The sequence below is a fragment of the Mesorhizobium sp. M8A.F.Ca.ET.207.01.1.1 genome (assembly GCF_004794715.1).
Classification (GTDB): Bacteria; Pseudomonadota; Alphaproteobacteria; order Rhizobiales; family Rhizobiaceae; genus Mesorhizobium.
Genome location: NZ_SRUS01000002.1, coordinates 242,260 through 254,952, shown reverse-complemented (window position 1 = coordinate 254,952; position 12,693 = coordinate 242,260). Strand labels below are relative to the sequence as shown.

Sequence of the window (12,693 nt, the reverse complement as noted above, 5' to 3'; positions counted from 1 at the left end):
AGGGCCCCCCCTCTGTCCTGCCGGACACCTCCCCCTCAAGGGTGGAGATCAGCTGTTTCCTGGCTTTCGCCAATCCCTGACGTTGAGAAAGAGAGCGCCGCCAATGAAGCTGCCAATCTCCCCCCTTGAGGAGGAGGTGTCCGGCAGGACAGAGGGGGGCCGACTGGGCGCCGACATTTTGCAGATCTTGGCAGCCCTCCTGTTCACCCTCCTCCCCCTGCCCGCCTTCACCGCACCCCTCATCTGCCCGTCCGGCAGCTCAAACTTCCCGCCCTTCTACGACGACGCCAAGCTGTTCGAGAATGCCATCGCCAGCGCGGCCGAGGTCCAGCCATCCAATCAGCGACTGACCGGCATCACCGTGCCGCATCATCTCCTGGCCGCCGACCTGGTGGCGCTGGGTTTTCATGCCGCCTCGGGCTTCCGCTACAAACGCATCGTCATCCTGTCGCCGGACCATTTCCACAAGACGCACAAGCTCTACGCCACCACGGCGCGCGGCTTCGATACCGTGCTTGGTCCGGTCAAGGCCGACACCGATGCCGTGCGGCTTCTGGAGAAGAACAGCGACATGGTCGAGGAGTCCTGCCTGTTCGACAAGGAGCATGGCGTACGTGCCATGCTGCCTTTCCTGCACCACTATTTCCCCGAGGCGAAAATCGTGCCGGTGGCGATGTCGGTGAAGGCGCGGCGCCGCGACTGGGACAGGCTTGCCGAGGCACTTAAGACAATTGTCGACCACGACACGCTGATCGTCGAATCCACCGACTTCTCGCACTATCTGCCGCAGCATGAGGCACGCCGTTTCGACCAGCAGTCGCTCAACATGCTGGCCGCCAGCTCGCTCGACGGCATCGCGGCACTGCGCCAGCCCGATCATGCCGATTCCGTCGGCGCGCTCTACATCCAGACCAGGCTGCAGCGCGAATTGTTCGGCGCCCTGCCGCTGGTCGTCGCCAATGAGAACTCGCAGGAACACACATCGGATTATGTCGAGCGCACCACCAGCTATGTGGTGGCGCTGTTCGGCGCTTTCGGCCCCGGCTTCAACAACCCCACACGGCCCAAGGACAAGATCTATTATCTCGCCGGCGACGTGAATTTCGGCCGCGCCATGAAGAAGATTTTGGTCCGCGACGGTGTTGCCGACCGCATCGTCGACAGCATCCTGTCGCTGACCAACTCGCGGCCGCTGATCGTCAATCTCGAAGGCGTCATCCTGCCCAACGTGCCGGAGGCGATCGACGATATGACGCTGGCGATGCCGGAGAGCCTCGCTGTCGACATGCTGAAGCGGCTGCATGTCGCCGGCGTGAGCCTCGCCAACAACCATGCCTACGATCTCGGCCCGTCCGGCTATGCCGAGACGCTGCAGGCGCTGGACGAAGCCGGCTTCCCCCATGTCGCCCAGGGCGAGACGCTGGCGCTCGCCGATCTCGACCTGGTCGGCCTGACTGACATCGACACCAACGGCTCGAAGAACAGCGACCTGCTCACCCCAGCCTTGCTCGACCGCCTGCTGCACGAAAATGCGGAACGCCCGGTGGTCGCCTTCGTCCACTGGGGCCGCGAATACAAGACCGAGCCGTCGGCGCGCGAAGAGATGCTCGCCGACCAGATGCGGCTGCGCGGTGTGTCAGTCATCGTCGGCGGCCATCCGCATGTGTCGAGCGAGGCAATCGTGCCGCTCGGCGGCGGCGATGTGGCTGAAGTCTATTCGCTCGGCAATTTCCTATTTGACCAGAAGGCGGAACGCTCGTCCGGATCGATGCTGGAACTGCGCGTCTTTCCCCAGGGCACGATCTTCGCCCGGCTCATTCCCCTGCCCAACTATTTCGAGATGGGCCGCAAATAGCCGTTCCTGGATCAGGATGCGCCAGGCTTAAGATCGGGCCGGCATCACCTGAATATCTATACGTCCTAACCGCTGCAGCCGACCATGTCGCGTGGCAGATAACACGCCGCCGGCTCGGTCTTGGTCTCGAACAGCGACCGCTTTGGCTTGAAATAGAAGAAGGTCACCGGCTTGCTCTCGCGAACGCTGCCATCGGCGAAATGCGCGGCGATGCTGAAGTTGTGGATGGACGACATCGACGACCACATCTTCAGCCGCGCCGTATAGGCGCTGATGTTCTTGTTGCCGCGCACCGGCATGGCGATCGTGTAGTCGTGCTTGCCGATTGGAAACTCGATGTTCTGGTAGCGCATCGCTTCCGGTGTGCCGCCACCGCCATCGCCGCATTCGGCCATCGATTCCGGGGTCTCGAAAACCGCCACGGTCACCGAGGTGCGAAACGGCTCGCTGTTCTGATTGATATGACCTTCGTCATCTGTCCAGGAATAATCGAGCTTGCCGATCGCATTCAGTGTCATCGCCTGCTGCATATTGCCGAGATAGTCGGCGACCTCGCCGAACTTGATCTTGTTGGCCAACTGGCTGCGGCAGACATTGAGACTGTCCACCGACGGACAGGGAAACCGCCCCGTCTCCAGGCTGGCGGTGTCGACGCCGGCTTCAGTGAGCACGCTCTTGATCGACACGTCGACGCCCTCGCCGAAACTGCCAATGTCCTTGCTGAACATACGGCTTGGCTGGCCGCTGGGATTGCCATCCTCGTCCACGGTCGTGAACTGGATGGACATTTTCATGTCCTTGGCGTCGCCCCAGCCATTGTTGATGATCGAGAAATCCGGCCGGAAGCCGACACAGCCGAAATGCTCCGATATCGACAGCATCGGCTTGCGGTAGGCATCGCTCGAGGCGACCTTCATTTCCAGGCGGTCGAGCCTGACTTTGGATTGGTCCGTCGTTTTGAGGTCGACCTCGGCGAAGGCCGGCGCTTCGTCCCAATCCTTGCGGCCAAAGACATTGCTGGTCGTAACCTGCCCGGTGCCGTTCCAGCTGTCATTGTCCTCATCCGCCTGCGGATAGATCGCGATGTCCTCGTCGCGCACCAGGTGCTGGTACTGCATGTCGGATTGCTGCGTCATACGTTGATCCACCACGACCCCGATCTCGACCTTGTCGGCGTCGCCGCCGCCGGTCTGCGCCTTCAAAAGGCCGCCGACCCGGGCATCGGCCAGCACGTCTGGACGCGAGCTGCCGACCTCCTTGCCCATCACCCATTGCGATTGATAGACCGTGCCGCCGGCGAGCCGGGTCCGACCCTTGCCGTTCTTCAATCCGTCGACAAAGGAGCCGGCGAATATTTCGCCGGTCTTCGACATGAGCCGGCCTTCGCCATTCGCGACGCCAGCGACGAACTGGCCTTCATAGCGGTTGCCCTCGGCATCGATATGGATGCCCTTTCCGTTGAATTCTCCCTCAAGCCACAGCCCGTCGAAGACCTCGCCCGAACGAAGCTCGAGCCGCCCTTGCCCATCCAGCCGGCCGTTCCTGACGGAGCCAAAATAACTGGAATAGACGGTCTTCGGGTCATAGTTCGCAGAGCCGCGCACGCGCCAGACCAGGCGGCCCTTGCCGTTGACGGTGCCGTCTTCGGCGATCGTCCGATCGGGAGACTGGCCAGCGGCCGGCTCCCAGGTGAAGTCGAGATTTTTTTCCGGTTGGAAATCCCACACCCGCACCATCCTGCGCAGCACCGAACGCGTCCGGCTCTGATAGAGGACCTGCACGCGCTCCGCCCAGGCGCCGGCTGGCTGCGAACTGCCTCCGTTGGCGAAGGCCTGTCCGGTAAGAGATGCCGACAACATCAACGCCGCCAGCAGGGGAGCGGCAGCCATTGCCCTCATTGCGAAGATTCCTGGCCTTGCCATATCCCACCCTCAACGCCCAACCCCTTGGATGACCAAGCGTAATCGTGGCGGTGGGCTGGCGCAAGTGACGGCTCCGACCGTGCACGCCATCGCATAGAAAACCGGCGGCGGGAACGTCCCGCCGCCGGTTCTTTGTTTCTCTGTCGCGGCACGCGCCGCGACCGTCGGCAGCCGTCATTTGTAGAGGCTGTTGATCCACTGGACGTTGGCGGCGTTCAGGCGCACGGCGGTGTTGGCCTCAGGGCTTTCCGCCACGTTGACGCCGGTAATGATGCGCTGCTTGGACTTGGTGTCATAGGCATAGACCGAGCTGCCGCTCGACCCCGGGAAAGTATCGCAGTCATACTGGAAATACTCCGGAGCGATGTTTTCGGCATGGACTTCGCAGCTCGCCTTCCACATCGTACCCATCGGCTTGTCGCCGGGATAGCCGACGAGGTTGGCGGTGAAGTCGCCGAGATCGTCATAGTTGGCGTAGCCCAGCCAGCCGAGATTGGTGCCGACATCCTGCTTCAGCGTGATGATGCCGAGATCCCACGGGATCACCGAACCGTAATAGCCCTGGTAGTTGTCGATGAAGCCCTGCAGCACATAGGCGCTTTCGTATTCGAAGGCGCCGAACGGAGCGTCATCGGCGGTGCTGCCATTGAGGCCCGGCACGAACAGGTAGTCGGACAGCCAGTCCTTGTCCTCGTGGCTGTAGAGACAGTGCGCGGCGGTGAGCACGGTGCGCGGGCCGATCAACGTTGCCGAACAGCTGCCATAGCCGGTCTTCGACTTGGCTTCGAGATAGCCGATTGCCGAGAACGGATAGGTCTTGGTGTTCTTGACCTGCTCACGATCGTCGGTGCCGAAAACCTGACGTCCGGCTTCGCCTTCGCCAAGGTCAGGATCCTCGGTCTTGCGCGGGGCGCCCTCGGCGCCATTGGCCGGCGCATTCAGTTCCTTGATGATGATCTCCCGCAGCGCTTCGCTCGGTTCGATCTTGATCTCCTTGCCATCGGCTGAACGTCCGACGATGCCATAGGATTTGACAGCCGCTTTCTCGTCGGTGATCGGCGCGGCGCGGTTGTCTTCGTCAGTCAGCGTCGGCGGCGCGATCGGCTTGGCCCGCCCGGGCTTGTAGTCGCCCGAAGTCACGTCCCGCATGCTTTCGCCATTGCCGGCACTGGCGGAGCCAGGATCGGCGGCGAAAGCAGGGACTGCCGACATTGCGGTGGAAAGCAATGCGGAAGCAATCATAAGCTTTGTCAGTTTTGTCATGGTGAGACTCTCCCAAAAGTCAGCAAGGACTGGATCAAAATACAGAAATATTGTCGAGATCGTGGTGGTGCTGAAAAATCGGCAAAGGCTATCGGCGAACGTACCGGATCGTTGTTTGCCTCGGTCAATCTAAAGCCCCCGCCTAAGACCCTGCCGCGACATACTGCCTAAAATAATCCAAAATTGGCAATGATAAATCGCTTCCACGTAGCCCGTGGGGGGCTATAGAGTTTTGTGCGGGTTCTGCTCGCGGGCACGGTTAGCAAAAGTGGGATTCGGTTTTGTGACCGATCGCGCGCCGTTCGATAGGGTGCGTGTCCGGATCGCCGAACCGGCGGCCTCTGGTTGCACAATGCCCGGCGTCGATCCGCGCGGGAGAATTGTCTCAGGAGGGGGTTCGGGTGCACATCACAAATCGGTTCGGGCAGGTCGTTGCCGCATCGCTGCTTGGCATCGCCGCTGCCGTTGCATTCATCAACGCCGGCCAGGCGGACGAGGCCGCCGTCAGGCCGGAAGCGGCCGTTTCGCCGATGCAGCGGGTGACCGATGCCAGGGCCAAGGCAGCGGCGGAGAACCCCGACGGCACCGATCGCGTCTATGGCGGCAATCAGGCTGAAAAGGGCGCCTATCCTTTCCAGGTGGCACTCCTCACCACCGCCAGGCTGGACGAGAATCCGGCCTCTCAGGCCAACGCGCAGTTTTGCGGCGGCAGCCTGATCGCGCCGCAATGGGTGCTGACGGCTGCGCACTGCCTCAACGACAAGGGCCGCCCGATCTCGCCCGATTCCGTCACCGTGCTGACCGGTGCCACGGATCTCAGCGAAGGCAAGCGGCACAAGGTTGTCGAAGTCATCGTCAACGAGGGCTACAGCGAACAGACGCTCGACAACGATCTCGGCCTGCTCCGGCTCGCCGACCCGGCCGATGCGCCGACCATCAAGCTTACCCATGACGCGACACCAGACACCGGCAAGACCACCGTCACCGGCTGGGGCAAGATGCAGGACGGCACCTTCCCGACCACGCTGATGGTCGCCGATCTCGACCTGCAGCCAAACAGCGCCTGCAACAGCGGCATCAAGGCCATCTATGCGCATGATCTGAAGGCGGCTCTCGGAGACCTGTCGCACCGCATGCGCTATTCGGAAAAGGGCATCGATGCCGCGGCCAATGCGATTGCCGCCGACATGACCGATCCGCTGACCAGCAACATGATCTGTGCCGGCACCACGAGCGGCGTGCGTGACGCCTGCAATGGCGACAGCGGCGGACCGCTGTTCATGACCGGCGCCGGCGGCCCGATCCAGGTCGGCGTCGTCAGTTGGGGCGAAGGCCCGGCCGATGGCAGCGCTGCCTGCGGCCACAAGGACGCCTATGGCATCTACACGCGGCTGGCCAACTACACCGGCTGGATCGAGGCCAAAATGAAGACATCCGCCCCGGCGCCCGAAAAGCCCAAGGCCGGGCTCGGCACCGCCCAGAAGCCAAAGTCGCCCTGAAGCGGCCGCTTCGGATTGCCATGGAAAACGGCGGGAACATCCCGCCGTTTTGTTTGCCGGCTTGCCGAGCGAGCCTATTTCCTTGGCGGACCTTTGCGCTCGGCGGAGGCCGCCCACAGATTGATGTCGGACTCGCGCGCGTAAGCATCGATCTCGGCCAATTCGGCGTCGCTGAAATCGAGCACCTTGAGCGCACCGACGCAATCCTCGACCTGCTCGGGCCGGCTGGCGCCGATCAACGCCGACGTCACCTTGCCCTTGCGCAACACCCATGCCAGCGCCATCTGCGCCAGCGTCTGGCCGCGTTTGCCGGCAATCGCGTTGAGCGACTTGATGTTGGCAATGGTGCGATCGTTGATGAAAGCCGTCTTCAGCGACTTGCCCTGGGAGGCCCGGCTGCCATCGGGAATGCCGCCGAGATATTTATCCGTCAGCATGCCTTGCGCCAGCGGCGAAAACACGATGGAGCCGACGCCGAGCCCTTCGAGCGTGTCGAGCAGCCCGTCCTCCTCGACCCAGCGGTTCAACATCGAATAGCTCGGCTGGTGGATGACACAGGGCGTGCCCAATTGCCTCAATATGTCGGCGGCCTCGCGGGTGCGCTGCGAATTGTAGGACGAGATGCCGGCATAGAGCGCCTTGCCCGAACGCACCGCATGGTCGAGCGCACCCATGGTTTCTTCGAGCGGCGTGTCGGGATCGAAACGGTGCGAATAGAAGATGTCGACATAGTCGAGCCCCATCCGCTTCAGGCTCTGGTCGAGGCTGGCCAGTACGTATTTGCGCCCGCCCCATTCGCCGTAGGGACCGGCCCACATCTCGTAGCCGGCCTTGGTCGAGATGATCAGTTCGTCGCGATAGGCGGAAAAATCGGTGCGCAGGATCTCGCCGAAAGCGGTCTCCGCCGAGCCGGGCGGCGGCCCATAATTGTTGGCGAGGTCGAAATGGGTGATGCCGAGGTCGAAAGCCTTGCGGACGATCGCCTGCTTGGTCCGATGCGGCGTGTCGTCGCCGAAATTGTGCCACAGCCCGAGCGAGATCGCCGGCAGCTTGAGGCCGGACCGCCCGCAGCGGTTGTAGATCATGTTTTCGTAGCGGTTTTCAGCGGCGATATAGGGCATGGGAAATCCTCGAATCTGAACGGACAGGGCACCGTCATCGCAGAGGCGATGAACGTGCCCGTACGCCATCCTTTACCCCCTCCCCGGAGGAACGGGGAGAGGGGGCAAGCAAAATTATCGATAATCTCCGCGACTACTTCTTCTTGGCCAGGAGATCCTTGGCTTGCTTGACGCCAAGCGCGGCCGGACGCTCGCATGTGGTCTGCATGGCGACGAACTTGCCGGTTTCGCCGGAGCGCAGGAGGCCGGTCATGACATCGACGGCATGCAGCGCGAGTTCCATCGAGCAGCGGTGCGGCCGCCCTTCGGCGATCGCCAGCGCCATGTCGGCCAAGCCCGCCGTGCGGTAATTGGCCATCATGCCTTGGCCGTGCATCTCATTGGGGATGCCCAGCGGATGCTTCCATTTCGGCTGCTTCTTGACCGGTTTGCCCTCTTCGGTGAAGCGCACGTCGCCGCCGAAGAAGTTCGGATCCGGCACGAACACCGTTCCGGCCTCGCCATAAAGCTCCATCGGCGCGTGGCCATGAGCCCAGACGTCCCAGCTTGTGTTCAGTGTCACCACGGCGCCGTTCTCGAATTCGAGCAGGCCGTGAATGGTGGTCGGCGTGTTGACCGGGATCTTTTCACCCGCTCGCGGCTTGGAGCTGATGGTCCGCTCCTTGGCGGGGGTCGTCGCGAAAGCCGCCACCTGCTTCACCGGCCCGATCAGCTGGATGAGATTGGTGATGTAGTACGGTCCGATGTCGAGCACCGGCCCGGCACCCGGCTGGAAGAAGAAGTCCGGATTGGGGTGCCAGTGTTCCATGCCATGGCCCATGACATGGCAGGTGCCGCTGGTGATCCTGCCGAGCTTTCCCTCGTCGATCAGCTCACGCACCAACTGGTGCGCGCCGCCGAGAAACGTGTCCGGCGCCGAGCCGATGCGCAGCCCCTTCTTCTCGGCCCGCGTCTTGAGGTCCTGGCCCTCCTTGAGCGACAGCACGAACGGCTTTTCCGAATAGACGTGCTTGCCGGCATCGAGCACCTGCTTCGACACCTCGTAGTGCACGGCCGGAATGGTCAGGTTGACGATGATGTCGATATCGTCGGCCTTGAGCAGATCCTCGACGGTTTCGGCACGGAGCTTGAATTCCTTCGCCCGTGCCCTGGCCGCGTCCATGTTGATGTCGGCGCAGGCGCGCATCTCGATGCCGCGAAACAGCGGCGCCAGCGAGAAATACGCCTTCGAGATGTTGCCGCAGCCGATGACGCCAATACCCAGTTTCTTTGCCATGGTGGTTGTTCCTAGTAGCTCTTGACGGTTGCGATCGAGCGGCGGGCGAAGCGCTCGATGTCGTTGGGATTGTCCTGTTCCATGACAAAGTATTTCGCCGCGCTCTTGGCCCGCAACACCTTGATCAGGTCCGCCCAGTCGATCGTGCCGTGGCCGACATCCGACCAGCCATCCTCATCCAGCCCCTCACCCGGCTTCGCCATGTCCTTGACATGCACGGCGACGATGCGCTTGCCGTGCTTTTCGATCCAGGGCAGCGGGTCGGCGCCGCCGCGCACCACCCAGGCAACGTCCATTTCCCAGCCAATGTCGGGGGCGGAGGACAGGATATGATCCTGCGGCAGCGAGCCGTCGGCGAGCGCCTTGAACTCGAAATCATGGTTGTGCCAGGCAAAACCATAGCCGGCCTTCGAGGCCACCTCGCCGACCTTGGCCAGGCGCTCGCCGAAGCCGCGCCAGCCGGCGGTATCGGATGGCCTGTCCTCCGCCATCAGATAGGGGCAGATCAAGAGCTTGACGCCGAGCGTTTCGGCGATCCGGCGCACGCCGTCGAAATCCTTCTCCAGCGCATCGATGGAAAAATGCCCGGTCGGCATGGCAAGGCCGTTCTTGTCGAGTTCGGCGCGGAAGGCCTTGGGATCGTCATAGACGCCGCCGAAGCCTTCGACCTCGGCGTAACCGAGCTTGCCGAGCATTTCGAGCACATCGGTCCAAGGCAAGAAATTGCGGGCGCTATAAAGTTGGAATGACCAGTTCATCGTCTCTGTCCGTTCTGCTTGGGGATTGTCTTTGGGAGGATGGTCTTCTTGGGAGCTACATGCGGTTGCCGGATGGGATATCGAACAGCGAGGCGCGGGCGGGGTCAAAGCCGATCCGAACCGGATCGCCATTGCGCAGCGTCTTTTCCGCCTCGACGCGGAAGGAGAAATTGCGGTCGCCGAGCTTCGTCCACACCAGCGTGTCGGAGCCCATCGGCTCGACGATTTCGACGGCGGCGTCGGTGGCGAAGGGCATGGAGTTCGCGGCCTCGCCAAAGGCAACGTGCTCCGGCCGGATCCCGAACACGCAAGGCCCGCTCTTGTTGCCGGCGCCGTCGAAGCCGTAGCGATCGAGCGGTATGGTCAAATCCCCGGTCTTGAACACCGCCGTCGTGCCAGCCTCCAGCTGCCCCTCGACGAAATTCATCGCCGGCGAGCCGAGGAACCCTGCAACGAACCGGTTGACCGGACGGTTGTAGATGGTCTGCGGCGCGTCGAGCTGCTGGATGACACCGCCCTTCATCACCGCGATGCGATCGGCCAGCGTCATCGCCTCGATCTGGTCGTGGGTGACGTAGATCATCGTGTTCTGCAGCTTGCGGTGCAGAAGCTTGATCTCGACGCGCAGCTCCGAACGCAGCTTGGCATCGAGATTGGACAGCGGTTCGTCGAACAGGAAGACATCGACATCGCGCACCAGCGCCCGCCCGATCGCCACGCGCTGGCGCTGGCCGCCCGAGAGTGCCGCCGGCTTGCGCTGCAAAAGCGGCTCGATCTGCAGGATCTCGGCGGCACGCGCGATGCGCTTGGCGATTTCGTCCTTGGCGATGCCGGCGACACGCAGCCCGAAGGACAGGTTCTTCTCCACCGTCATCTGCGGATAGAGCGCATAGGACTGGAAAACCATGCCGATGCCGCGGTCCTTGGGCTCTTCCCAGGTGACGTTCTTGCCCTTGATGAAGATGCGGCCTTCCGAAATGTCGAGCAGGCCGGCAATGCAGTTGAGCAAGGTCGACTTGCCGCAGCCGGAAGGTCCGAGCAGCACGATGAACTCGCCTTCGGCGACATCGAGGTTGAGCGTCTGCAGCACCGAGACCGCGCCGAAGTTCAGCGACAGGTCCTGGATCGAAACGCTGGTGCCGTTCGCCGCCATCGCCATCACCCTTTCACCGCGCCGGCGGCAATGCCGCGCACGAACAATTTGCCGGAAATGAAATAGACGACCAGCGGCACCAGGCCGGTCAGGATGGTGGCGGCCATGTTGACGTTGTATTCCTTCACGCCCTGCACCGAGTTGACGATGTTGTTGAGCTGCACCGTCATCGGATAGGTGTCGGGACGGGTGTAGACGACGCCGAACAGGAAGTCGTTCCAGATGCCGGTCACCTGCAGGATGATGGCGACGACGAAGATCGGCAGCGACATCGGCAGCATGATGCGCAGGTAGATGCCCCAGAAGCCGGCGCCGTCGACGCGCGCCGCCCGGAACAGCTCCTCCGGCATCGAGGTGAAATAATTGCGGAACAGAAGCGTCAGGATCGGCATGCCGAAAATGGAATGCACGATCACCAGGCCTGTAAGGCTGCCATAGAGGCCGATCTCGCGCAGGATGATGACGATCGGATAGATCATCACCTGATAGGGAATGAAGGCGCCGACGATCAGGATGACGAAGAATGTGTCGGCGCCCTTGAAGCGCCAGTTGGCCAGCGCGTAGCCGTTCACCGAGGCGATGGCGATCGACAGGATCACCGAGGGAACGGTGATGCGCACCGAGTTCCAGAAACCGCGCGAAAGCCCGTCGCAATTGAGGCCGGTGCATGCCTGCGACCACGCCTTGACCCAGGGCTCGAAGGTGATCTCGAGCGGCGGCGAGAAGATGTTGCCGAGGCGGATTTCCGGCATGCCCTTGAGCGAGGTGACGACCATCACATAGAGCGGCAGGAGGTAGTAGAGCGCCACGACGATGAGCGTACCGTAGAGGAAAATGTTGCGGCGCGAGAACACGTGTCGCGGCTTCGGTCCGCTCGGTCCGGAGACGCCGGCTTGCGGGTTTGACGACGTGGCGGACAAGGAGACGGCATGGTCAGACACGCTTGCGGCCTCCGAATTCGAGATAGGCCCACGGCACGATGACGATCATCACCGACAGCAGCATCATGGTCGAGGCGGCAAAGCCCTGGCCGAGATTCTGGGCGAAGAACATGTAGTCGTAGACATATTTTGCCGGCACTTCGGAGGCGATGCCGGGACCGCCGCTGGTCTGCGCAACGACGAGGTCGTAGACCTTGACGATGCCGGACGCGATGATCACCAGCGTGGTGATGAAAACCGGCCGCATCATCGGGATGATGATGAAGAGATAGGTCTTCCACATGGGTATCCCGTCCACCCGTGCGGCCTTCCAGATATCCTCGTCGATGCCGCGCAGGCCCGCCAGCATCAGGCACATGATCAGTCCCGTGCCTTGCCAAAGCGCGGCGATCGATATGCCGTAGATGACGATGCTGGAATTGTAGAGCGGATTGAAGTCGAAGCTGGTCCAGCCGAGGCTTCGCACCACGCCCTGGACGCCGAAATCCGGATTGAGCAGCCACTGCCAGACAAGGCCGGTGACGATGAAGGAGAGTGCGAAGGGATAGAGGAAGATGGTGCGGAACGTGTCCTCGAAACGGATCTTCTGGTCGAGCAGGGCTGCCAGCAGAAACCCGATCACCAGCGAAAACACCAGTGAGATCACGCCGTAGATCAAGAGATTCTCGATCGAGATCAGCCAGCGCGGCGTCGCCCAAAGCCGGTAATACTGGTCGAGCCCGACGAAATTCAACCGCGGCAGGAGCTTCGAATTGGTGAAGGAATAAAGCACCGTCCATGCCGTGCCGCCGACGAACACCACCACGGCGGTGAGCACCATCGGGATCGAGGCGATTTTCGCGTTGAGATTGCGGAAAAGCCGGTTGGGGCGTTCGCTGTTGCTCATCTCGGCAGCCTCGCTGGGA

General features: G+C 62.2%; 10 protein-coding genes. 2 read left to right on the top strand and 8 right to left on the bottom strand.

What is annotated here, in order from left to right:
- Positions 1-103: 103 nt before the first annotated feature.
- Positions 104-1,855: an AmmeMemoRadiSam system protein B gene (amrB, locus tag EN850_RS06105; RefSeq protein ID WP_136090838.1), complete on the top strand. Its 1,752-nt coding sequence runs from the start codon at positions 104-106 to the stop codon at positions 1,853-1,855.
- Between the two features lie 65 nt (positions 1,856-1,920).
- Here the strand turns inward: amrB and EN850_RS06100 are convergent, their stop codons facing one another.
- Both EN850_RS06100 and EN850_RS06095 read right to left on the bottom strand, forming a co-directional pair.
- On the bottom strand, positions 1,921-3,753 hold the full coding sequence (locus EN850_RS06100; RefSeq protein WP_245511771.1) for a hypothetical protein: 1,833 nt from the start codon (positions 3,751-3,753) through the stop codon (positions 1,921-1,923).
- 198 nt (positions 3,754-3,951) lie between these two features.
- A complete protein-coding gene (locus EN850_RS06095; protein ID WP_136090837.1) occupies positions 3,952-5,040 on the bottom strand; it encodes a serine protease in 1,089 nt (362 codons plus the stop codon).
- A 401-nt stretch (positions 5,041-5,441) separates the two neighbouring features.
- Between EN850_RS06095 and EN850_RS06090 the strand changes: the two genes are divergently transcribed.
- Positions 5,442-6,539, top strand: a complete 1,098-nt coding sequence (locus tag EN850_RS06090) for a trypsin-like serine protease (RefSeq protein ID WP_127280604.1) — start codon at positions 5,442-5,444, stop codon at positions 6,537-6,539.
- A gap of 74 nt (positions 6,540-6,613) precedes the next feature.
- Here the strand turns inward: EN850_RS06090 and mgrA are convergent, their stop codons facing one another.
- The 6 genes from mgrA to EN850_RS06060 all read right to left on the bottom strand — a co-directional run bounded on the left by mgrA (position 6,614) and on the right by EN850_RS06060 (position 12,674).
- Positions 6,614-7,660, bottom strand: coding sequence for an L-glyceraldehyde 3-phosphate reductase (gene mgrA / locus EN850_RS06085; protein WP_127872347.1), 1,047 nt, complete (start codon positions 7,658-7,660; stop codon positions 6,614-6,616).
- Positions 7,661-7,793: 133 nt separating this feature from the next.
- Positions 7,794-8,936 carry a Gfo/Idh/MocA family oxidoreductase gene (locus tag EN850_RS06080; RefSeq protein WP_127872346.1) on the bottom strand — a complete coding sequence of 381 codons (1,143 nt, stop codon included), beginning with the start codon at positions 8,934-8,936 and terminating at the stop codon, positions 7,794-7,796.
- Between the two features lie 11 nt (positions 8,937-8,947).
- The gene (locus EN850_RS06075) at positions 8,948-9,694 is read right to left on the bottom strand and encodes a sugar phosphate isomerase/epimerase (RefSeq protein ID WP_127277060.1); all 747 of its coding nucleotides are present in this window, start codon (positions 9,692-9,694) and stop codon (positions 8,948-8,950) included.
- 55 nt (positions 9,695-9,749) lie between these two features.
- Positions 9,750-10,847, bottom strand: a complete 1,098-nt coding sequence (locus tag EN850_RS06070; RefSeq protein WP_136090836.1) for an ABC transporter ATP-binding protein — start codon at positions 10,845-10,847, stop codon at positions 9,750-9,752.
- A gap of 5 nt (positions 10,848-10,852) precedes the next feature.
- Positions 10,853-11,788 (bottom strand): carbohydrate ABC transporter permease, encoded by a 936-nt coding sequence (locus EN850_RS06065; RefSeq protein WP_127277058.1) that lies wholly within the window; start codon positions 11,786-11,788, stop codon positions 10,853-10,855.
- Complete coding sequence (locus EN850_RS06060) at positions 11,781-12,674, bottom strand: sugar ABC transporter permease (RefSeq protein ID WP_127872345.1); 894 nt, start codon at positions 12,672-12,674, stop codon at positions 11,781-11,783. The genes EN850_RS06065 and EN850_RS06060 overlap by 8 nt, the downstream gene beginning before the upstream one ends.
- Between the last annotated feature and the right edge of the window lie 19 nt (positions 12,675-12,693).

Excerpts from the sequence above, each read along its gene's own strand:
- amrB (WP_136090838.1), top strand. The coding sequence starts at position 104 with ATGAAGCTGCCAATCTCCCCCCTTGAGGAGGAGGTGTCCGGCAGGACA.
- EN850_RS06100 (WP_245511771.1), bottom strand. The coding sequence starts at position 3,753 with ATGAGGGCAATGGCTGCCGCTCCCCTGCTGGCGGCGTTGATGTTGTCG.
- EN850_RS06095 (WP_136090837.1), bottom strand. The coding sequence starts at position 5,040 with ATGACAAAACTGACAAAGCTTATGATTGCTTCCGCATTGCTTTCCACC.
- mgrA (WP_127872347.1), bottom strand. The coding sequence starts at position 7,660 with ATGCCCTATATCGCCGCTGAAAACCGCTACGAAAACATGATCTACAAC.
- EN850_RS06080 (WP_127872346.1), bottom strand. The coding sequence starts at position 8,936 with ATGGCAAAGAAACTGGGTATTGGCGTCATCGGCTGCGGCAACATCTCG.
- EN850_RS06075 (WP_127277060.1), bottom strand. The coding sequence starts at position 9,694 with ATGAACTGGTCATTCCAACTTTATAGCGCCCGCAATTTCTTGCCTTGG.
- EN850_RS06070 (WP_136090836.1), bottom strand. The coding sequence starts at position 10,847 with ATGGCGGCGAACGGCACCAGCGTTTCGATCCAGGACCTGTCGCTGAAC.
- EN850_RS06060 (WP_127872345.1), bottom strand. The coding sequence starts at position 12,674 with ATGAGCAACAGCGAACGCCCCAACCGGCTTTTCCGCAATCTCAACGCG.